The sequence below is a fragment of the Streptomyces venezuelae genome (assembly GCF_008642375.1).
In the GTDB taxonomy this organism is placed as follows: Bacteria; Actinomycetota; Actinomycetes; order Streptomycetales; family Streptomycetaceae; genus Streptomyces; species Streptomyces venezuelae_G.
In genome coordinates this window covers 1,033,033-1,052,431 of record NZ_CP029194.1, presented here as the reverse complement: position 1 = coordinate 1,052,431, position 19,399 = coordinate 1,033,033, and the positions used below count along the sequence as shown (strand labels likewise).

The 19,399-nt window shown below is 70.6% G+C and carries 16 protein-coding genes; 9 read left to right on the top strand and 7 right to left on the bottom strand.

Translation table 11 applies throughout. From position 1 onward, the window contains the following. Positions 1–104: 104 nt before the first annotated feature. The 5 genes from DEJ46_RS04530 to DEJ46_RS04510 all read right to left on the bottom strand — a co-directional run bounded on the left by DEJ46_RS04530 (position 105) and on the right by DEJ46_RS04510 (position 4,369). Positions 105–839: a hypothetical protein gene (locus DEJ46_RS04530; protein ID WP_150264283.1), complete on the bottom strand. Its 735-nt coding sequence runs from the start codon at positions 837–839 to the stop codon at positions 105–107. Then, positions 836–1,381 carry a hypothetical protein gene (locus DEJ46_RS04525; RefSeq protein ID WP_150264282.1) on the bottom strand — a complete coding sequence of 182 codons (546 nt, stop codon included), beginning with the start codon at positions 1,379–1,381 and terminating at the stop codon, positions 836–838. Before DEJ46_RS04525 ends, DEJ46_RS04530 begins: the two co-directional genes overlap by 4 nt. 20 nt (positions 1,382–1,401) lie before the next feature. Beyond that, complete coding sequence (locus DEJ46_RS04520; RefSeq protein ID WP_150264281.1) at positions 1,402–2,832, bottom strand: flotillin family protein; 1,431 nt, start codon at positions 2,830–2,832, stop codon at positions 1,402–1,404. A gap of 49 nt (positions 2,833–2,881) precedes the next feature. After that, positions 2,882–3,388, bottom strand: a complete 507-nt coding sequence (locus DEJ46_RS04515) for a hypothetical protein (RefSeq protein WP_150264280.1) — start codon at positions 3,386–3,388, stop codon at positions 2,882–2,884. Positions 3,389–3,490: 102 nt separating this feature from the next. After that, a complete protein-coding gene (locus DEJ46_RS04510) occupies positions 3,491–4,369 on the bottom strand; it encodes an alpha/beta fold hydrolase (RefSeq protein WP_223834503.1) in 879 nt (292 codons plus the stop codon). A 132-nt stretch (positions 4,370–4,501) separates the two neighbouring features. Here DEJ46_RS04510 and DEJ46_RS04505 point away from each other — a divergent pair, with 132 nt between their 5' ends. The 4 genes from DEJ46_RS04505 (at position 4,502) to DEJ46_RS04490 (ending at position 7,266) form a co-directional block, all read left to right on the top strand. Beyond that, positions 4,502–5,875: a TrkH family potassium uptake protein gene (locus DEJ46_RS04505; RefSeq protein WP_150264278.1), complete on the top strand. Its 1,374-nt coding sequence runs from the start codon at positions 4,502–4,504 to the stop codon at positions 5,873–5,875. After that, positions 5,868–6,587 carry a potassium channel family protein gene (locus DEJ46_RS04500; protein WP_150264277.1) on the top strand — a complete coding sequence of 240 codons (720 nt, stop codon included), beginning with the start codon at positions 5,868–5,870 and terminating at the stop codon, positions 6,585–6,587. Before DEJ46_RS04505 ends, DEJ46_RS04500 begins: the two co-directional genes overlap by 8 nt. A 74-nt stretch (positions 6,588–6,661) precedes the next feature. Then, on the top strand, positions 6,662–6,958 hold the full coding sequence (locus tag DEJ46_RS04495) for a hypothetical protein (protein WP_150264276.1): 297 nt from the start codon (positions 6,662–6,664) through the stop codon (positions 6,956–6,958). Between the two features lie 8 nt (positions 6,959–6,966). Next, positions 6,967–7,266: a hypothetical protein gene (locus DEJ46_RS04490; protein WP_150264275.1), complete on the top strand. Its 300-nt coding sequence runs from the start codon at positions 6,967–6,969 to the stop codon at positions 7,264–7,266. Positions 7,267–7,607: 341 nt separating this feature from the next. On the opposite strand, the gene DEJ46_RS04485 is transcribed toward DEJ46_RS04490, so the two are convergent. Next, positions 7,608–8,087 (bottom strand): GbsR/MarR family transcriptional regulator, encoded by a 480-nt coding sequence (locus DEJ46_RS04485; RefSeq protein WP_150264274.1) that lies wholly within the window; start codon positions 8,085–8,087, stop codon positions 7,608–7,610. Positions 8,088–8,179: 92 nt separating this feature from the next. Between DEJ46_RS04485 and DEJ46_RS04480 the strand changes: the two genes are divergently transcribed. After that, positions 8,180–9,109: an ABC transporter ATP-binding protein gene (locus DEJ46_RS04480; protein ID WP_150264273.1), complete on the top strand. Its 930-nt coding sequence runs from the start codon at positions 8,180–8,182 to the stop codon at positions 9,107–9,109. Between the two features lie 30 nt (positions 9,110–9,139). Then, the gene (locus DEJ46_RS04475) at positions 9,140–9,907 is read left to right on the top strand and encodes an ABC transporter permease subunit (RefSeq protein ID WP_150264272.1); all 768 of its coding nucleotides are present in this window, start codon (positions 9,140–9,142) and stop codon (positions 9,905–9,907) included. Between the two features lie 222 nt (positions 9,908–10,129). Here the strand turns inward: DEJ46_RS04475 and DEJ46_RS04470 are convergent, their stop codons facing one another. Then, positions 10,130–11,170, bottom strand: coding sequence for a PucR family transcriptional regulator (locus DEJ46_RS04470; protein WP_223835436.1), 1,041 nt, complete (start codon positions 11,168–11,170; stop codon positions 10,130–10,132). Positions 11,171–11,419: 249 nt separating this feature from the next. On the opposite strand from DEJ46_RS04470, the gene DEJ46_RS04465 reads away from it, so the two are divergent. From DEJ46_RS04465 to DEJ46_RS04455, 3 genes are all read left to right on the top strand, one after another. Further along, entirely contained in the window at positions 11,420–11,821 is a 402-nt protein-coding gene (locus DEJ46_RS04465) for a hypothetical protein (RefSeq protein ID WP_150264270.1), read from the top strand. A 51-nt stretch (positions 11,822–11,872) separates the two neighbouring features. After that, complete coding sequence (locus tag DEJ46_RS04460) at positions 11,873–13,897, top strand: flotillin family protein (RefSeq protein ID WP_223834502.1); 2,025 nt, start codon at positions 11,873–11,875, stop codon at positions 13,895–13,897. A 99-nt stretch (positions 13,898–13,996) separates the two neighbouring features. After that, positions 13,997–18,853 carry a DNA repair ATPase gene (locus DEJ46_RS04455; RefSeq protein ID WP_150264269.1) on the top strand — a complete coding sequence of 1,619 codons (4,857 nt, stop codon included), beginning with the start codon at positions 13,997–13,999 and terminating at the stop codon, positions 18,851–18,853. Positions 18,854–19,399: the final 546 nt, after the last annotated feature.

The following is a 19,399-nucleotide window of genomic DNA, read 5'->3' as shown; positions in this document are numbered from 1 at the left end:
GCTCTCAAGGAAATCCCTTCCGGCGTTTCGAGAGGGCACGGCAGTACTCCGTTGTTCTTGCTCGTGGTCGTCGTGACCGTCGTGGTCGGGTGTCGAGTGGCGGCTCATCGTCGCGCGCGGTGCCGCAGGTAGCGGCGGCGGAGGAAGGCGCCGGTTGCCATGGCGGCCGGAGTCCAGAGCGCGAGGAAGACGCCGAGGCTGCCGTCTCTGTCGTACAGGACCATCATCAGCGCGAAGGTGTACATGCCCAGGACGGCCGTCGCGGAGGCGTCGGCGGTGAGGTCCGTCCGGTGCGGGCGGGCGGAACACGCGTGAGTGTGAAGCCAGAACCACGAGACGTAGGTGACGAACGCGCCGCCCAGGGCGAGCAGGATTCCGGTTCCGGCGGTGAAGAGAGAGTCTCCGACCGGGTGGGAAACCGTTCTCTGTCCGGCAGAGCCGTTCGACAGCACGACGATCTCGCCACGCCAGATCGTCCCCGCGACGTGATCGCCGGGTCGCACGTTCTCCAGGAACTCCCCGAGTCCGCTGAACCGCGCCCGGACGGCGCCCTCTTCGGGCCCGGAGACGCGCACCCAGCCATCCGCCTGCTTGCCGCGCTGTACGTGGACGGCATCGACAGTGAACCAGGCCGAGCGCAGGCACTCCTCGGACGGTGCCTCCTGGCACGCGGATGCCGAGAGGAAGTCCCTTTCCTCTGCGAGGGCTCGTGGGAGCGTGACGACCAGCAGGGCGCCACCGGCGAGGAGGGCGATGAGCCCGGCGAGACCGACGAGGATGTCCTGTGCCCGGCGCCTGCGAGCGCCGTAGGGCTTGCCGTGGCGGGGGTCGGGCATCATGGCCGGTCGGCCCAGGAGTCCAGCTTGCCGAACAGGAGCGTCAGGCCGCCACCGCCCGCCGCGAAGAGCCCGAACGCCGCGAACGCGATTCGCTGCTCGTCCTTGCGCAGCTCCTCGTACTGGCTCCTGCTGATCGAGACGCGCCCGCGGTCGGGGTCGGAGGTGTCGATCGCGGAGTAGTGGCCCCGGACGGACTCGACGCGTTGGAGCCCCGAGTCGTCCCAGAACACTCCAGTGACCAGGAACGCCCCGGTGAGACCCGCACCCACGAGCGCTGCCTGGACTCGCCGGGGCAGGGCGCGCAGGGCACGCCACTGGTTCGCCTTGTTACTCGCGAAGCGCATGTCCCGGAGTCCGACGGCGACGGCGCGGACGAGCGTCGCCAGATGGAGGGGCACCAGCAGGGCGATGCCGATCCCGAGAAGGAGCCACTCGTTGGCGAACGGGGGCAGGAACGGGACGGCGGCGAGGACGGCGGCGAGAAGTCCCGCGAGGGGGAGGGCGAGTTGCGCCCCTGCGTGCATCGTGAAGCTGCTTCTCACCACGTCCCCCTGCTCTCGTCCTAGTCGGTGATCTCGATGGCGCCGTCGCCGGTCGGCACGGGCTGGGCCGGACCGGGGACCGGCTTCTTCTGGGTGATGCCCTGGAGCAGGGACGCGAGGTCGACTCCGGTGGTGGAGGAGAGGAGTTCCATGCCCTGGGCGACGTTGTCGGTGACGGTACGGGTCAGCTGGCTGGCGCCGTCGGTGGAGATGACGGTCATCTTGTCGATGGCGGACAGCGGCTCGGACGCCTTGGCGACGACCTGCGGAAGGACCTCGACGAGCATCTGGAGGACGGCCGCGTCCCCGTACTGCGCGAAGGCGTCCGCCTTTTTCCGCATCGCCTCGGCCTCCGCGGAGCCCCGCGCGGCGATGGCCGCGGCCTGCGCCTCGCCCTCGATGCGTACGGCGTCGGCGAGCGCGGCCCGGTGGGCCTTCTCGCCCTCACCGGTGAGCCGGGAGCGCTGCGCGTCGGCCTCCGCCTGCTTGACCAGGGCGATGCGGCGGGCCTCGGCCTCCTGCTCGGCCTGGTAGCGGGCGGCGTCTGCGGGCTTGCGGACCTGGGTGTCGAGCTGACGGTCGGTGAGGGCGGCCTGGCGTTCGGCGACCTTCTCCTGTTCGGTGAGGATCTGCTGCTGGCGGTCGGCTTCGGCGAGCGGGCCTGCGGCGTTGGCCTGGGCGGCGGCCTCGTCGGTCTGGGCCTTGATCTCGGCCTGCTTGAGGTAGAGGGTCCGCTGCGCGATCGCGATCTCCTCCTCCGCCTTCAGCCGGGCCTGCTCGGCGGCGCGTCGGGCGACGGCCTCGGCGATGTCCGCCTCCTGTTTGGCGCGGGCGGCCTCGGGGCGCCCGAGGTCCTCCAGGTAGGAGCCCTCGGTGGTGATGTCCTGGATCTGGAACGCGTCGAGGACCAGGCCCTGGCCGGACAGGCTGGCCTCCGCCTCCTCGGCGACCTGGCCGGCGAAGGCGGCGCGGTCCCGGATGATGTCCTCGACCGACATGCGGCCGACGATGGACCGCAGCGCGCCGGACAGCACTTCCTGGGTGAAGCCGACGATGCCGTCCTGCTGCATGAGGAACCGCTGGGCGGCCGCCCGGATCGAGTCCTCGGTGCCGCCGACCTTGACGATCGCGACACCTTCCAGGTTGGCCTTCACGCCGCGCAGGGTGACCGCGCCGCGCACCGCGACCGGGATGTGCCGGCTGGAGAGGTCGAGGGTGAACTTCTGCTGCACGAACGGCACGACGAAGACTCCGCCGCCGACCACGACCTTCTGGCCGCTGTTGTCGGTGAACACGCGCCCGGTGGCGGGATCGGTCGCCTGCTTGCCGCGCCGGCCCGTGATGATGAACGCCTCGCTGGGCCCGGCGACCTTGTAGCGGGTGATGACGGTGAGGCCGAGGAGCACGACGAGGACGACGATGCCCACCACAGCGGTGAGGACAGGGCTCATGAAGAAACCCCCTTCGATCAGAATGAAAAGGACAGAACGCGGCGCCCGATCAGTGCTCGACCGGGCGGACGGAGACGGCTGTCGATGAGAGCACGCACTCCACCCACACCTCGGTGCCCCGCGTGACGGGAGTCGCGGACTTCGCCGCGTACTTCACCGGCTGGCCCGCGAGATACAACAGGACCTCGCCGTAACCGCCCGCCGGGATCGCCGTCACCACCGAACCGCTCGTGCCGGTCAGGTCCTCGCCGCGCGGTGCGGGCGGGACGCCGTCGCGGAGCAGCGCCCGGCTGAACCGCCAGGTCCCCCACCCCACGACGCCCCCCGCGACCACGCCCGCACCGGTGGCGGCCCCCGCCCCCGTACCGGCGGCGCCCATCGTGATGGCGCCCGTGAATCCGAGCGTGGACACGAATCCGGCGATCACCGGCAACGACAGAATCCCGTCAAGGCCCCCGCCGATCGAGTCGAGGACCCCCTCAAGGACCCCGTCGAAGACCAGGGACAGGACGAGCAGCACGAGACCCGCGATGCCGAGACCAAGAAACCATCCCATGTACGCCACCTGCCCCGTGCCTTGCATCTCCCGTTGTCCAGGGATGGTTTCACGGAAGAGCGCAGTTGGTCATTGCCGGATTCCGGCAGCCTTTATGCGTTCTTAATGCCGTCCGCACGCGTCCGTGAACTCGGCTACGAGGGCGGCGACGCGCTCGGGGGACTCCTCCGGGAGGAGATGTCCGGCGCCGTCGAGAACGCGCAGGGCGGTGCCCAGCCGCTGCTCGGCCGCGGGGCCCAGACGGGCCGGGGGCAGGAAGACGTCGTGTGATCCCGCCACCACCATGCTCGGCACGTTCCGGGCGCGCGTCAGGACGGTGGACGGCAAGGGGGCGGGAGCGAGGCTGCTGCGGCAGGAAGCGCCCACCAACGCCATCCATCGGCTGAGCTCGTCCGATACCGGCGCACCGGGCGACAACATCCGCCGTACAAGCCGCTCGGCTCGCGGCACAGAGGGGCGGAGCAGCCATGGCACGGTCGCGCCCAGCACAGAAGCGCCGACGCGCAGCCGCACCAGTCCGGCGGTCGACACGAGCACACGACCGGAGATCAGAGGGGACCCGGAGGCGAGGGCGATCGCGCCGCCGAGCGAATGCCCTACGACCACAGCCGGTTCGGGCGTTACCTGTGCCATGGTCTCGGTGAGCCACCGCCCGTACCAGTCCATGCGGTTCCGGCGCGGGCGCTCGCCGGAGCTGAGGCCGGGCTGGCCCGGCACGTCGAGGACGATCAGGGGCGCGACCCGGGACAGTGCTTCCGCGAAGCCCAGGGACACGGCCGCGGTCATGTTGGTCCCGGGTATCAGGACGATCGCCGTTCGCCCCGTCCCTGGGCCGGGCTCTGTCCGGACCACGCTCGTCGGGCCGGCGGACGTCTCGACCTGCCTTCGGCTGTGGGGTACCGGCCAGGCGGCGAGGCGATCCTCGCACCAGTCCCGAACGCGTGCCCGCGCGGCCTGACTGCGGTAGATCGACGACGGCATGGCCGCATCGTAGGGCGGCATGCCGTCCTGGCACCGGAGGCACGGGTAGGGTGACGGCCGTTCTTGACGCGTCGCTGACGCGTCGTCGCCACGAGAGATGTGGCGTATCCGCTGGAGAGGGGCGTCGGAACCGTGGTCACCGTCGCACGGCACCGTGCGCGCTCGTTCTTCTCGGCGCACCCCGCCCGTACCGTCGTCCTCGCCTTCGCCGGTGTCGTGGTGCTGGGCACGGTCCTGTTGATGCTCCCGCTCGCAGCACAGGACGGTGGCGCCCCCAGCGTTCTGACCGCACTGTTCACCTCGACCTCCGCCGTCTGCGTGACCGGTCTCGCGGTCGTGGACACGGGTACGTGCTGGAGCGGCTTCGGCGAAGGCGTCATCCTGGCACTGATCCAGGTCGGCGGCTTCGGCATCATGACGATGGCCTCCCTCCTCGCCCTGCTGGTCTCGGGCCGGCTGCGGCTGCGGATGCAGCTGACGGCGCAGGCGGAGACGAAGAGCCTGGGCATCGGGGACGTACGCCGCGTGCTGCTCGGCGTCGCCGGCACCACGCTGATGGTCGAGCTCGCCGTGGGTGCCTTCCTGGCGCTGCGGTTCCGCTTCGGATACGGCTCCGGCTTCGGAGAGGCCGCCTATCTCGGCTTCTTCCACGCCGTGTCCGCCTTCAACAATGCGGGCTTCGGCCTGCACGCCGACAGCCTCACCCGCTACGCCCAGGACCCGTGGGTCACCCTGCCGATCGCCATCGCCGTCATCCTGGGCGGCATCGGCTTCCCGGTCCTGCTGGAGATGCTGCGCCACCGCAACCGCGCCCGCACCTCCGGCCGGAAGAACTGGACGCTGCACACCAGGCTCACGGTCATCACCACCGTGGTGCTGCTGGTGGTCGGCACGGTGCTCACGGGCCTGATGGAATGGACCAACCCGGCCACGCTCGGCGCGCACGACGTCCGGGGCAAGTTCCTCAACAGCTTCTTCCATTCCGCGATGAGCCGCACCGCGGGCTTCAACTCCCTCGACATCGGCGCCATGCATGCCTCCACCCTCCTGATGACGTGCATGCTGATGTTCATCGGCGGCGGCAGCGCGGGAACCGCCGGCGGCATCAAGGTCACCACCTTCGCCGTCCTGGCCGCCGCGATCCTCGCCGAAGTACGCGGCGAGCCGAACTCCGTCGTCCTCGGCCGCCGCCTCGCCCCGCACGTGCTGCGCCAGGCCCTGACGGTGGCGCTCCTCGGCGTGGGGCTGGTCATGAGCGCCACCCTCGCGCTGCTCTCGGTGAGCAGGGCGTCCTTCGAAGCCGTGCTGTTCGAGGTCGTGTCCGCCTTCGCTACGGTCGGCCTGTCCACCGGCATCACCGCCGACCTGCCGGCCGTGGGACAACTCATCCTCGTCGTCCTGATGTTCATCGGACGCATCGGCCCCATCACCCTGGTCTCCGCGCTCGCGCTGCGCGAACGCACACGACGCTACGAACTGCCCGAGGAGCGACCCGTCATTGGCTAACTACCTCCACAACCTGCGCAAGCGGCGCCGCCAGCGGCTCACCGAACAGCACCGGCCCGCGGGCGACCAGCGCGTCGCCGTCATCGGTCTCGGGCGCTTCGGAAGCTCGCTGGCCAACGAGCTGATGCGCCGGGGCTGGGACGTCCTGGGCATCGACACCGACGCCCGACTGGTCCAGAAGTACAGCGACAGCCTCACCCACGCCGCCACGGCGGACTGCACCGATCCCGACGTCCTGAATCAGCTCGGCGTCCACGACTTCTCCAGCGCCGTCGTGGGCATCGGCAGCGACATCGAGGCGAGCATCCTCATCAGCTCCAACCTGCTCGAAGCGGGCGTCCCCAACATCTGGGCCAAGGCCATCAGCCGCCAGCACGGCAAGATCCTCGAACGCCTCGGCGTCCACCACGTCGTGCTCCCCGAGCACGAGATGGGCGAACGTGTCGCCCACCTCGTCACAGGCCGCATGCTCGACTTCATCGAATTCGACGACGACTACGCCCTCGTCAAGACCGTCGCCCCCAAGGCCGCCACGGGACAGCCCCTGAGCCAGTCCAGAGTGCGCAGTGAGTACGGCATCACCGTCGTCGGCATCAAGCGCCCCGGCGAGGACTTCACCTACGCCACCGCCGACACGGTCGTCGAAAAGGGCGACATCATCGTCGTCACCGGCAAGACCAGCGCCGTGGAGACCTTCACCGAACTGCCCTGACCACTGGAATCAGCCATGGGTGAGCCGGGAAGCCTGGTCGGCACAGTCTTCCGCCTGCCCTGGAGCCCCCGGCCATGCCCCTCACCTCTGTCCTGCTCGCCCTGTGGGCGCTCGCCTTCCTCACGCTCAACACCGTGCTCAGCGTCCGGGTCTGGCGGATCCGTCAGCTACCACGCTGGCGACGGGCCCTGCCCGGGCTGCTGCTGTGCGCCGGGCTCGCGGCCATTCTCAGCCGGGGCACCGGAACCACCACTGTCGCCGAGACACTCGCCCTTCCCCTCTACGTGGCCACGGTGGCGATCAGCCTGTTCGAGCCCCGCCGCCACCTGGCCCGTTCTTCCCGCCCGGACGACGCCGGCGCTCTCGCATGAGTGCCTGGGTGAGCTGGACCCTGCTGGCCGGCGGTGCGGCGCTGCTCCTGGCACCGAGCATCGCCGTTCTCCGGGGCTGGAGGCCGAGCAGGCTTGCCCGGACGGGCGCGCCCACCCGCCTGCTCGGTGCCGCAGGCGTCCTGGTGTACGGGGCTGTGCCGACCAGCGAGGTGGCACGGCTGGCCGGGGCGACCGAAGGTGTACCGAAAGCGTGCTTCTACATCGCGCTGGGACTGATCGGGTGCTCGATCGTCCTCGTGGCCCTCTACGACTTCCTGGCGGAGCCCTCACGACGGAGACGCGGCTGATTCGCCGAGCGGCTGGTCGTCACGGTGAGCCTCCGCGGAGGCCCCGGCCGCTCAATGCCGCGCCCTGGCGGACACCACTACGGCAGCGGTGAACGCGAGCGCCAGCGCGCCGATTCCGCACAACGGAGACTGCAGCTGAGGCAAGAGGTACATCACGCTCCCGGCGGCTGTGAGCACCGAGCCGCCGGCCAGAAGCGGAGCGGACGGTCCGGTGTGCCGTTCGCGTCGCACGGGCCACCGCATACGGCTCTCTCCTTCGGTCGAGGCCAAGCGTACGGAGCTGTGGTCACGCCTGCCGGATGTCGCCACGCCACGGGGCCACTGCGAGCGCGTCCTGGTCTTCAGGTGCCCGGATGCCGCGCGTCGTACCGTTCCCGCCAGGTGTCGATCAGGGCGGCCATCTCCCTCTGCATGAAGGCGTAGAAGTCCTCCATCTCGTCGAGCCGCCGTCCGGCGGTGCTTTCCCGCCCCGCCGCCTTGATGCCCTCGGCCGCAGCGTCCCCCATGGTGGCCAGGAGCACGTTCTGGCTGCCCATCAGAGTGGCCCAGGCGTGCTCGCGGAACCGGTAGTGATCCCGACGGCTGCCCGGGGCGGGGACACGTTCGATGATGCCGGTAGGGATGAGCTGCTTGACGGCGCCGGAGACCGCGCCCGAGCTGATCTGCAGGACCTCGCAGAGGTCCGCGGCCGTCATGGTGTCGTCCTGACTGAACAGCAGCGCGGTCATCACGCGGGCCGTGGTCTTCTGCATCCCGCCCTGGGAGAGGGTGAGCGCGAGCTTCTCGGCCGCCTCGCGCAGCCGTACGTCCTTCTCGTCCATGCTTCCTCCTTGACGCCGCCGCCTCAGCATAGCCAGCTCTTGCAACACTCAGACCATTTACAGATCTCTGAACACTCGATATGTTCGGAGCTATGGAGAACGCGATCGAGCTCCACGAGCTCACCAAGCGATACGGGGCCCGACGGGGCCTGGCCGGCCTGACGCTCGAAGTGCGGACCGGCGAGGTCTTCGGCTTCCTCGGCCCCAATGGTGCGGGCAAGTCGACGACCATCCGGCTCCTGCTGGACCTGATCCGGCCCACCGGCGGCACGGCCACGGTGCTCGGGTTGTCGCCGCGTGCCCAGGGAACGGAACTGCGCGGCAGAGTGGGTTACCTCGCGGGCGACTTCGTCTGCGACGGACGCCAGAACGTCCGCGGCTACCTCCGCTTCCTCGGCGCACTGCGCGGCGGTGTGCCACAGCAGCACATCGACGATCTCGCCGACCGTCTCGGACTGGACCAGAGCACCCGGATCCGGAAGCTGTCCAAAGGCAACCGGCAGAAGGTCGGCCTCGTCCAGGCGTTCATGCACCGGCCCGAGCTGCTCGTCCTGGACGAGCCGACCTCAGGACTCGACCCCCTGGTGCAGCAGACCTTCCTCGACCTGGTCGGCGAGACGGCGGCGGACGGCCGGACGGTCTTCATGTCCAGCCATGTGATGAGCGAGGTCGAAGCGGTCGCCGACCGGGTCGGCATCATCCGCGACGGTCGACTCGCCGCCCTCGGCACCGTGGCCCATCTGCGGGCCGGCGCGGTCAGGGACGTCGAGGTCACCTTCGAGACGCCGGTGCCTCCGCACGCGTTCGCCGACCTGCCCGGTGCCGACCGGCTGCGCCTCGACACCACCCGCACCACCCTGAGCGGCCAGGTGATCGGCAGCCCCGACGCCCTGATCAAGACTCTCGCCGGGTATCCGGTGACCGGCCTGCGCGCGACCGAGCCCGCCCTCGAGGAGGTCTTCCACTCCTACTACGCCGGTGCGGAAGCGGCTCCCCGAACCTCTCCTTCCACCGCGGCCTGAGCCGTCCGCGCGACACCGGAAAGGCCCACCATGAACACCGCCGTCTTCACGAAGTCGCTCACCGACAGCCACCGCGCACTCGCCGGCTGGGCGCTCGGCACAGCCGCCGTCGGCATGACGTACGCGAGCGCCTACCCCTCCCAACGGGACAACACCGCGAACCTCCCCGAAGCGCTCCGTGAGGCGCTGCACATCGACGCCACAGCGGCCGGCTACCTGCACGCCAGCGTCTTCGGCGTCATCCTGCCGCTGCTCGCCATGATCTACGGGGTCACCACCGGCTCCCGCGCCCTCGCCGGGGACGAGGAGTCCGGCCGGCTCGACCTGCTCCTGGCCCATCCCGTGACGCGCACCAGCCTCGCTCTGCAGCGGTTCGCCGCGCTGACCGTGGGAGCGGGCGGAATCTCACTCCTCGTCTGGCTGGCCATGCTGGCCGTCCGCGAGAGCGCCGGGCTCACCGGCGTCACCCCCGCCGAGTTCCTCGCCCAATGCGTCAATTTGGCGCTTCTCGCCGTCACCTTCGGGGCCCTCGCCCTCGGCCTCGGCGCCGCCCTCGGCCGCAGGACTGTCGCCCTGGCCGCAACCGCGATCATCGGCGTGCTCTCGTACACCGCCCACGCGCTCGCCAGTCAGATCGGCGCGGACTGGCTCGCCTACGCGTCCCCGTTCCACTACTACATCGGCGGTGAGCCGCTGAAGAACGGCTTCCCATGGGGCGACGGAGCGGTCCTCGCCGTCACCGCCGTCGCTGTCCTGGCCGTAGGCGTCATGCGCTTCAACCGCCGGGACGTCGGCTGACCCGGCAGGGCGTGACGCGGGTGACCCGTCTTCCCCCGCGGGCGGATCGGGCGGGGCACCCAGAACAGCCGTGAGAATCAACGCCGGCACCGTGATGACGGACAGCACCACGGCGGCCACGACCCGACGGCTGCGGCGGACGGATCGGGCGGCCTCGGGCTGCGCGGATGTCTCCGGGAACTCAGAGTGTGCCCGCCCTGCCTTGTGCCCACCCTTTCGGGGTCACAGCGCCTGGTCGGGCCAGTCCAGGAGACGGGCGCCGACGACGGCCGTCTGGAGCGTGTAGCGCTGGACGGGATCGCCGGGATCCGACCCTGTCAGACGGTGGATGCGGTCGAGGCGGTACGTCATGGCCCGCACGCTGAGGCTGAGGCGACGGGCCGCCTGCGCGGTGACGCAGCCCGTGTCGAAGTATGCCGTGAGGGTGTCGAGCAGGGGCTTCGCGCCGCCGCGGGCCTGGTGGAGCGGGCCGAGGACGGTCTGGACGAGATCGGCCATGGCCTGCCGGTCACGGGTGAGGACCGGGTAGACGAGTAGGTCCGCGGCGTACAGGACTGGGTCGTCCAGGTCCATGCGGGCGGCGAGGTCGAGGGCGTTGAGGGCTTCCTCGTAGGAGTGGACGACGCCGCTGGTGCCGGGATGCGCTCTGCCGACGGCGACCTGACCGCCGTCGGTCGCCGCGTGGGCCTGTTTGGCGAAGTGGGCGAGTACTTCGGTTTCGTCGGCGGGCGCGACGCAGATCAGCCGCCCGTCCTTGGTGGTGAGCAGGATCCGGCGGTTGCCGAAGCGGGCGACGAGCGACGATTCGACGCTACGGGTCACCGCGTAGCCGTCGCTGTACGGTTCCGGGCCCTGGGCGACGGCCACGGCGTGGGCGTGGGACAGGAGCAGTCCGAAGCGCTCGGCGCGCTCGGCTATCCGGCCGAGATCGCTGCGGCCGTAGAGCAGGTCGTCGATGAACTCACGTCTCGCAGCCTCCTCCTGACGCATCAACAGGTGCTGCGCCCGCTCATGTCCTTCGGCGAAGGCGTCGACGGCCTGCTCGACCGCGCTCAGGAGGTGATCCGCAGTTGCCACCTGCAGACCAGAGTGGACCCGTTGAGCCTCGGCGAGGTGGGCCCGGACGAGGGCGCGCAGCCCGATGCCGGCCTCCGCCGCACGCTCCCCACGGGATCGCAGCGCCTCCCGTTCCTCACGGGTGAGCCTGCGGCGGGTCGCACACACGCCCGCCAGGACCTCGGCGTACCCCTCCAGATACTCCATGGCCGTCTCCAGCTCCGTCACTGCCCCTCCCGGCATTCCTGACGCGTCCTTGACGAGTTCCTGACGCGTGGGGACAAGAGTGGCACGTCGTTCGGCAGGGGCTGCTCACCGGCATCAAGGAGGCGTCAAAGTTTGCCTGGTTACGGCAATGCCGAAGGGATTGCCGATGCCTCAGAATGGTGCTGCGGCAGGACATCGACGTCGCCCCGATGCCGGGAGACAGAAAACATCGTCTGAGGGGGGACAGCCATGGACGAGCTTCTGAGCGCCGCCTTCGGCTTCCCCGTGCTGCTGTTCAGCGTGGCCGTCGTCGCTGCCGTGGGGTTCTGGCTGCTGGTGTTCTGCGGTGTCGTAGGGCTCGGCGCCTTCGACTCCGACGTGGACACCCAGGCGCTGCGCCTGGGCCGGGTTCCCGTCTCCGTGGCGGCGTCCGTGTTCCTCTTGGCCGGCTGGCTCCTGAGTCTCACCGGAGCCCTGCTGCGCGACCTCGCCGATCTGTCGCGTTCCTCGTCCTCCCTGCTCTCGCTCGCCCTCATGGTGCTCGCTCCCGCTGCCGCCTGGTGGGTGACCCGACGCCTCGTACGTCCCCTGGCGAAGCTGTTCCCCGATGAACCCGGACCGTCCCGACGGTCCGCCGCCACCCTCCCGTAACACCACCCGAGCCTGCGGCTCCCCATCACTTCCATCGACACGGGGTTTCTCATGGATGCCTTCACCGTGGGCATCGGCGTGCTCGTCGCCGTTGTCCTGCTCTTCGCCGTCGTCCTGCTGTTCGTGATCAGCCGGCTGTTCCGCAAGGTGGAACAGGGCAAGGCGCTGATCGTCTCGAAGATGCGGAAGGTCGACGTCACTTTCACCGGTCAGGTCGTTCTCCCCGTCCTGCACAAGGCCGAGGTCATGGACATCTCGGTGAAGACGATAGAGATCTCCCGCACCGGCCGGGACGGGCTGATCTGCCGGGACAACATCCGTGCCGACATCCGGATCTCGTTCTTCGTGAGGGTCAACAAGACCGTCGATGACGTCATCAAGGTCGCGCAAGCGATCGGCACGGCGCGGGCGAGCGACAAGGAGACGCTGCAGGAGCTGTTCAACGCCAAGTTCTCCGAGGCGCTGAAGACCGTCGGCAAGCAGCTCGACTTCACCGACCTCTACACCAAGCGCGAGGAGCTCCGCTTCCGGATCATCGAGATCATCGGCATCGACCTCAACGGCTACAGCCTGGAGGACGCGGCCATCGACTACCTGGAGCAGACGCCGCTCGCCCAGCTCGACCCCGGCAACATCCTCGACGCCCAGGGCATCCGCAAGATCACCGAGCTGACCGCCGTCGAGAACGTCCGGACGAACGAGTTCCGTCAGCACGAGCAGAAGGAGATCACCCGGCAGAACGTCGACGCCCGCGAAGCGATCCTGGAGCTGGAGCGGCGCCAGGCCGACGCGGAGATCAAGCAGAAGCGCGAGATCGACACCGTACGGGCGCGTGAGGAGGCCGAGACCGCGCGGGTCGTGGAGGAGGAGCGGCTGCGGGCCCAGAGCGCCTTCCTGAAGACGGAGGAGCAGCTCGGGATCCAGCGGGAGAACCAGGCCCGCGAGGTGGCGGTGGCGCAGAAGAACCGCGAGCGGGTCATCGCCGTGGAGAACGAGCGGATCGAGAAGGACCGCCTCCTCGAAGTCATCGCCCGCGACCGGGAGACCGAACTGACCCGCATCTCCGCCGAGAAGGAGGTGGAGTCGGAGCGCCGGGACATCGCCGAGGTGATCCGCGAGCGGATCGCGGTGGACCGTACGGTCGCCGAGCAGGAGGAGTCGATCAAGCGGCTGCGGACGGTCGAGGAGGCCGAGCGCACCCGGCAGGCCGTCGTCATCGCGGCCGAGGCCGAGGCACAGGAGAAGCTGGTCAAGGACATCAAGGCGGCCGAGGCCGCCGAGCAGGCCGCCGTGCACCGGGCCGCCGAGCAGCTCACCCTGGCCGAAGCCCGTAACAAGGCCGCCGACATGGACGCCCGCGCCAAGATCCGCCTCGCCGAGGGAGTGCAGGCCGAGGCGGCCGCCGAAGGCCTCGCAGCCGCGCAGGTGCGCGAGAAGGAGGCCGACGCGATCGAGAAGACGGGCCGCGCGGAGGCCGAGGCCACCGAGGCGCGACTGCGGGCCGAGGCCGAGGGACTGCGGGCCAAGGCGCTTGCCGAGGCCACGGCGATCGGCGAGAAGCTCAAGGCGGAGGCCGAGGGGCTCAATCAGAAGGCGATCGCCGTCGCCGCGTTCGACGAGGCCTCCCGCACCCACGAGGAGTACCGGCTCCGCCTGGAGGTGGAGAAGGAGGTCCGGCTCGCCGGCCTCGACGTGCAGCGCCAGGTGGCCGAGGCGCAGGCCACCGTGCTCGCCACCGGTCTGGAGAACGCCGACATCAACATCGTCGGCGGGGAGTCGGTCTTCCTCGACCGGCTCGTGCAGTCCATCGCGCTCGGGAAGTCCGTCGACGGCTTCATGGACCACTCCCGGACCGCGCAGACGCTGGCCGGCCCGTGGCTCAACGGCGAGGGTTCCTTCACCGAGGACCTCACCCGGGTGCTCGGCTCGCTCTCCAGCGGCGACGTGCAGAACCTCAGCGTCTCCGCGCTGCTGGCGAAGGTCATGAAGTCCGGTGTCCTCGACGCGCACGTCCCCGGCCCGGCCACCGAGGCCCCGGCCGAGACCGCCGCGCTGAACGGCGCCGCCAAGAGCTGACCGCCCGGGGGGAGCGGTCACAGAGGGTCCGGTGCCGGCGAACGGGGGAGTGGCCGGCACCGGACCCCGTATCCACCACGTCACAAGGAGCGGGACGGGATGAGCGCGGGAATCGACCAGGACACGTACGCGGTACTCCGGGACCGGCTCGCCGGGCAGGCGGCGGAGCTGGGCAGGCGTGCCGTGGCCCTCAACGAGGCCCGGATCGCGGCCTTCGGTTCCGGCGAGCTCGGCCTGAACGGCACCGGCCGGGTGCGCACCGAGCGCGCCTGCGTCCCCCGGGACGTCGTCGCCGTCGGCGACGACCTGCTGCTCCTCGGCTCCCACACGCCGTCTACGGGATCTTCCGAGACGGCGGTCGCCGATGTCTTCACCCTCTACGACCGCGACCTGAACGCGCTGCCCCAGGACGCGGTGCCCGGTCTGCTGGACGACCCCGGCTTCGTGCGGGAGTTTGCCGCGCTGCACCGCTACTTCCGGGGTGCGCGGCTGCTGCGGCTGTGCCGGGTGGAGGGCCGGCTCCTCGCCGTCTTCCGGACCGGGGAGCAGGACGACGACCTCCGTGTCCTGCGCTGGTCCGTCGATCCGGCCGGAGGGCCGCGGTTCCTCGACGCCCAGGGCGAGCGCGACCACGTCTTTCCGCCCGCCCACGACGTCGACTGGGTGGCGACGACCCGCGACGACCACGTCCTGGGCCGCCACCCGCATATCGCGCTCGACGGCCGGGTCTTCGTCTCCACGGTCGGCGGGGCGTTGACGGTCAAGACGGAGAACGACACCGAGACGACCGAGGGCGTCCACACGGAGCCGGTCGACGAGCCGTTGCAGTCGCTGGCCGACGCCGAGGTGGCCTACGCGGTGGTGGGCGCCCTGACTCTCGTGCGTGTTCGCCCGTACAAGGAGGAGGCCCCCCGTCACCTCGTGTTCAACGCACTGACCGGGAGCGTGGTCAGGCTCGACGGCATCGGTCAGTCGTGTCTGCGGCTGCCCGAGGACGAGGGGATCGTGTTCCCGGGCGGCTACTGTCTGGCCTCCGGCGCCGTGAAGACCTTCGACACCGGCGCGTCGGGGCTGACCTTCGACCGGGTGGTCCGCTCGCCCGACGGGGGGGACTTCCTCTTCGTCTTCCGCACCCGGACCGAGGGCCGCAGCCTGCTCCTCCCGTACAACCTGATCCGCAAGGAGATCGCGAACCCGCTCGCGTGCCGTGGCTACGCGCTGCTCGACGACGGGACGATGGCCGTGCTCCGCGGCGATTCCGCGGAGCCCGGCCGGGTACACCCGATGCAGATGTGGCGGACGCCGTACACGGCCGACACCTGCGTGACGTCCGTGGGGGATGGTCCGCTGGCCCGCATCGGCAACGTGGACCTCGTCCGGGGGATCGCCGACTGTCTGGCGATCGCCCGGCAGGCGACCGAGCTCACACCGGCCGGCGAGGTGTACGAAGCACTCGCCGCCGCGTGTGAGCGTGCGGGGGACGTCCACCACTGGCTCGGAGAACCGGAAGTCGGAGACCTGGGCGCTCCGCTGACCGGGATCCGGGGCACGCTCGCGCAGGTCCTCGACGAGTTCGAGACCGTGACGACCCTCTCCCGGCAGGCTGCGGAGGCACTGGCGGAGTCGGCCCGACGGATCAGCGGGCTGGTCCGGCGTGTTCGGGGTGAGGCGCCGGCCACGGCCGAGGACTGGATCTCCCGGATCACCGAACTTCGCCAGGCGCAAGGGCACTTGGTGACCCTGAAGGAGATGCGGTACGCCGACACGGCCGGCATCGACACCCTCGCCGGTGACGTCGAGGCCGACATCACCGCGGCCGCCCGGCGGGCCGTCGCCCACCTCCAGCGCGCGGACGCCTTCACCGCCCACCACTCCGACGCGGAACGGCTGGAGGAGGAGGCCGGCGCCATCACCACGGTCGCGGGCGCGGCCCCGATCGGCAAGCGGCTCGACGCGCACACGGCCGGTCTGCGGACCCTCAGCGAGATCATCGCCGGACTCGACATAGGCGACGCCACCGTACGCACGTCGATCCTGGAGCGCATCGCCGACGTCCTGAGCGCGCTGAACCGCGCCCGCGCCCTCCTTGCCGCCCGCCGCGCCGAGCTCCTGGACAAGGAGGGCCGGGCGGAGTTCGCCGCCGAGCTCGCCCTGCTCGGCCAGGCCGTCACGGGTGCGCTGGCAGCCGCCGAAACCCCCGACCGCTGCGACGACCAACTCGGCCGACTCCTGCTCCAGCTGGAGAACCTGGAGTCCCGCTTCGCCGAGCACGACGGTTTCCTCGCTGACATCGCCGAGAGGCGCACTGAGGTCCACGACGCCTTCACGGTGCGCAAGCAGTCCCTCCAGGACGCCCGCGCTCGCCGCGCGGAGCAGCTCGCCAGGTCGGCTGACCGGGTACTGGAGGCGATCGCCCGGCGAGCCTCGACCCTGGCCGATCTGGACGAGGTACACACCTACTTCGCCTCCGACCCCATGGTCGCCAAGGTCCGGCGCACCGGCTCCGAGCTGCGGGAACTGGGCGACCAGGTACGGGCGGAGGAGCTGGAGGGCCGGCTTGGCGCGGCCCGTCAGGAGGCTGGGCGGGCGCTGCGGGACCGCACCGAGCTGTTCTCCGACGGCGGCGACACCATCCGCCTCGGCCGGCACCGCTTCGCCGTCAACCGGCAGACACCCGAACTGACCCTCGTCCCGTACGAGGACACTCTCGCCCTCGCCCTGACCGGTACCGACTACCGCGCGCCCGTCACCGACCCGGACTTCGCTGCGACCCGGCCGTTCTGGGACCGGACCCTGCCCTCCGAGTCGCCGCAGGTCTACCGTGCCGAATACCTTGCCGCGCGCCTGTTGGCCGAGAACGGAGCGGACGGCCTGGCCGGCGCGGACCTTGGCGCACTCACGCGGAGGGTCGCCGAGGCCGCGTACGACGAGGGGTACGAGCGCGGTGTCCACGACCACGACGCGGCGGCGATCCTGGAGGTCGTCCTGCGGCTGCACGGAAGGGTCGGACTGCTCAGGTACCCGGCCCCGGCACGCGCGGCCGCCCAGATCTTCTGGGGCCACACCGCCACCGCCGACGCCCGTGACCAGTGGACCTGCCGGGCGGTCGCGCTGACCCGGGCCCGCGACCTCTTCGGTGCGGAGTCCGCCGTCGACGGCCTGCGACGGGAGCTGGCCGAGGAGATCGGCGACCCGACGGCCGCCGCGTACCTGGTCGAGGAACTGGCCTCCGGCGTGCCGGGCTTCGCCGTTTCCAGCGCGGCGCGGACACTCCTGGACAAGTTCCGCCGCGCAGTTGGTGCCTCCGCGTACGACGATGCCCTCGCCGCACTCACGGAGCAGAGTGCACGGCGCCAGCTCGTCGAGGCCTGGCTCACTGCCTACGCCTCGGCCTCGGGGGAACTGCCCGACGGGGACGTGGTCGCCGAGGCCGTCGCGGTCGAGCTGTGTCCAGGCCTCGACCGGTACGAGGTGGCTGCCCCGATGGCGGCGACGGTCACCGGTCTGCTGGGCAGCCATCCCCGGGTGGAGGGGCGCGCCCTGGAACTGCGGCTGGACGAGTTCCTGGACAGGACACGGGCCTTCGCCGAGGTGAGCGTGCCGGCCTTCCGTGCCTACCAGCGGCAGCGGGCGGCCCTCGTCGCCGCCGAGCACGCCCGGCTCCGCGTGGACGAGTACCGCCCCCGGGTGATGTCGTCCTTCGTTCGCAACCGGCTCGTCGACGACGTCTACCTCCCGCTGATCGGGGACAACCTCGCCAAGCAGCTCGGCGCCGCGGGGAACGCCAAGCGCAGCGACTCCCAGGGGCTGCTCCTGCTCCTCTCTCCGCCCGGCTACGGCAAGACCACGCTGATCGAATACGTCGCCGAGCGCCTCGGCCTGCTCCTGATCAAGGTCGACGGCCCCGCCCTCGGGCAGCGCACGACCTCCCTCGACCCTGCCGAAGCACCCGACGCCACCGCGCGCAGGGAGGTGGAGAAGATCGCCTTCGCCCTGGCAGCGGGCAACAACGTCCTGCTGTACGTCGACGACATCCAGCACACCTCGCCGGAGTTCCTGCAGAAGTTCATCTCGCTCTGCGACGCCACGCGGACCCTGAACGGGCACGACCTGCGGGGCAAGCGCTTCGCGGTGTGCATGGCCGGCAACCCGTACACCGAGTCGGGGCACGCCTTCCGTGTCCCGGACATGCTCGCCAATCGGGCCGACGTGTGGAACCTCGGAGAGGTGCTGACCGGCAAGGAGGAAGCCTTCGCTCTCAGCTTCGTGGAGAACGCCCTCACATCCCACCCGGTCCTCGCGCCCCTCGCCGGCCGTGAACGCTCCGACCTGGAGCTGCTGACCCGGCTGGCGGTCGGCGACCCGACGGCACGCCGCGACCGCCTCGCCCATCCCTACGTCCCGGCCGAGCTCGACCGGATCCTCGCCGTCCTCCGGCACCTCCTCACCGCCCGCGAGACCGTCCTCGCCGTCAACGAGGAGTACATCGCCTCGGCCGCCCGCGCCGACGCGGCCCGCACCGAGCCGCCCTTCCGGCTCCAGGGCTCGTACCGCACCATGAACAAGATCGCTGCCCGCATCACGTCCGCGATGAACGACGCCGAACTCGCCGCCGTGATCGACGACCACTACACGGCCGAGGCCCAGACCCTTACCACCGAGGCCGAGGCAAACCTCCTCAAACTCGCGGCGCTGCGTGGCACTCTCACCCCGGTGCAGGCCGAGCGCTGGGCCGAGGTGACCGCCGCTTACGCACGCACCCAGACGCTCGGCGGCTCCGGAGACGACCCGCTCGGCCGGGCGGTCGTCGCCCTCGGTCTGCTCGCCGACCGCATCACCGCCGTCGAGACGGCGATCACCCGCGCCACCGATCCGCGCCACCTCCTTGCGCGTCCGGCGGGACGTCACGCGTCACGGTCCGATGACGCCCCCGCCCCGGCGCGCCGCCAGACCTGACGCAGGCACGGGAGAGGGGCTGAGCGCCGGGAAGACAGGGGGGCTGCTCTCCGGTCACCGGGCCCTGGGCGCGGGTGGTCAGGTCTCACGAGAGCTCGGGCCAGGGCCGTGGCCGGCGCGTCGGCCGCGCGGACCTGGTCGAGGCGTGCCGACAGCCGTCCGTCCTCACCTGACTGCTCGGACCGTCATGGCGGGTGGGGTTCCCGAGGGCATGGAAGACGTCCCGGAGGACGACGAGGGTCAGGGGTGCGACGAGGAGTAGCGGAAGCCAGGGCATGCCCGCACCCCTGGCGCGGCGCGGATTGAGCCGACCGCCTCGGCCGTCGAGGGACAGGAGCAATTTGCGGCAGGCTCCTGATCAGCGGAAATAAGTGCACGGTGAACGGACTTGCCTGTCCGGATAACGGTCGCGTCACGGCTCCTGGGGTTTTCGAAGATCACCGTCCGTGATGTGATGTGCGTCACGCTGCACTGTCGGGGTGTCGTGGTAAGAATGCGCAACTCCGCAGGTGGCACCACCCTTCGCCCTCCCTGCGGGATGCCGGG

Excerpts from the sequence above, each read along its gene's own strand:
- DEJ46_RS04520 (WP_150264281.1), bottom strand. The coding sequence starts at position 2,832 with ATGAGCCCTGTCCTCACCGCTGTGGTGGGCATCGTCGTCCTCGTCGTG.
- DEJ46_RS04465 (WP_150264270.1), top strand. The coding sequence starts at position 11,420 with ATGGACGAGCTTCTGAGCGCCGCCTTCGGCTTCCCCGTGCTGCTGTTC.
- DEJ46_RS04530 (WP_150264283.1), bottom strand. The coding sequence starts at position 839 with ATGATGCCCGACCCCCGCCACGGCAAGCCCTACGGCGCTCGCAGGCGC.
- DEJ46_RS04515 (WP_150264280.1), bottom strand. The coding sequence starts at position 3,388 with ATGGGATGGTTTCTTGGTCTCGGCATCGCGGGTCTCGTGCTGCTCGTC.
- DEJ46_RS04510 (WP_223834503.1), bottom strand. The coding sequence starts at position 4,369 with ATGCCGTCGTCGATCTACCGCAGTCAGGCCGCGCGGGCACGCGTTCGG.
- DEJ46_RS04455 (WP_150264269.1), top strand. The coding sequence starts at position 13,997 with ATGAGCGCGGGAATCGACCAGGACACGTACGCGGTACTCCGGGACCGG.
- DEJ46_RS04475 (WP_150264272.1), top strand. The coding sequence starts at position 9,140 with ATGAACACCGCCGTCTTCACGAAGTCGCTCACCGACAGCCACCGCGCA.
- DEJ46_RS04495 (WP_150264276.1), top strand. The coding sequence starts at position 6,662 with ATGCCCCTCACCTCTGTCCTGCTCGCCCTGTGGGCGCTCGCCTTCCTC.
- DEJ46_RS04460 (WP_223834502.1), top strand. The coding sequence starts at position 11,873 with ATGGATGCCTTCACCGTGGGCATCGGCGTGCTCGTCGCCGTTGTCCTG.
- DEJ46_RS04485 (WP_150264274.1), bottom strand. The coding sequence starts at position 8,087 with ATGGACGAGAAGGACGTACGGCTGCGCGAGGCGGCCGAGAAGCTCGCG.
- DEJ46_RS04470 (WP_223835436.1), bottom strand. The coding sequence starts at position 11,170 with ATGGAGTATCTGGAGGGGTACGCCGAGGTCCTGGCGGGCGTGTGTGCG.
- DEJ46_RS04480 (WP_150264273.1), top strand. The coding sequence starts at position 8,180 with ATGGAGAACGCGATCGAGCTCCACGAGCTCACCAAGCGATACGGGGCC.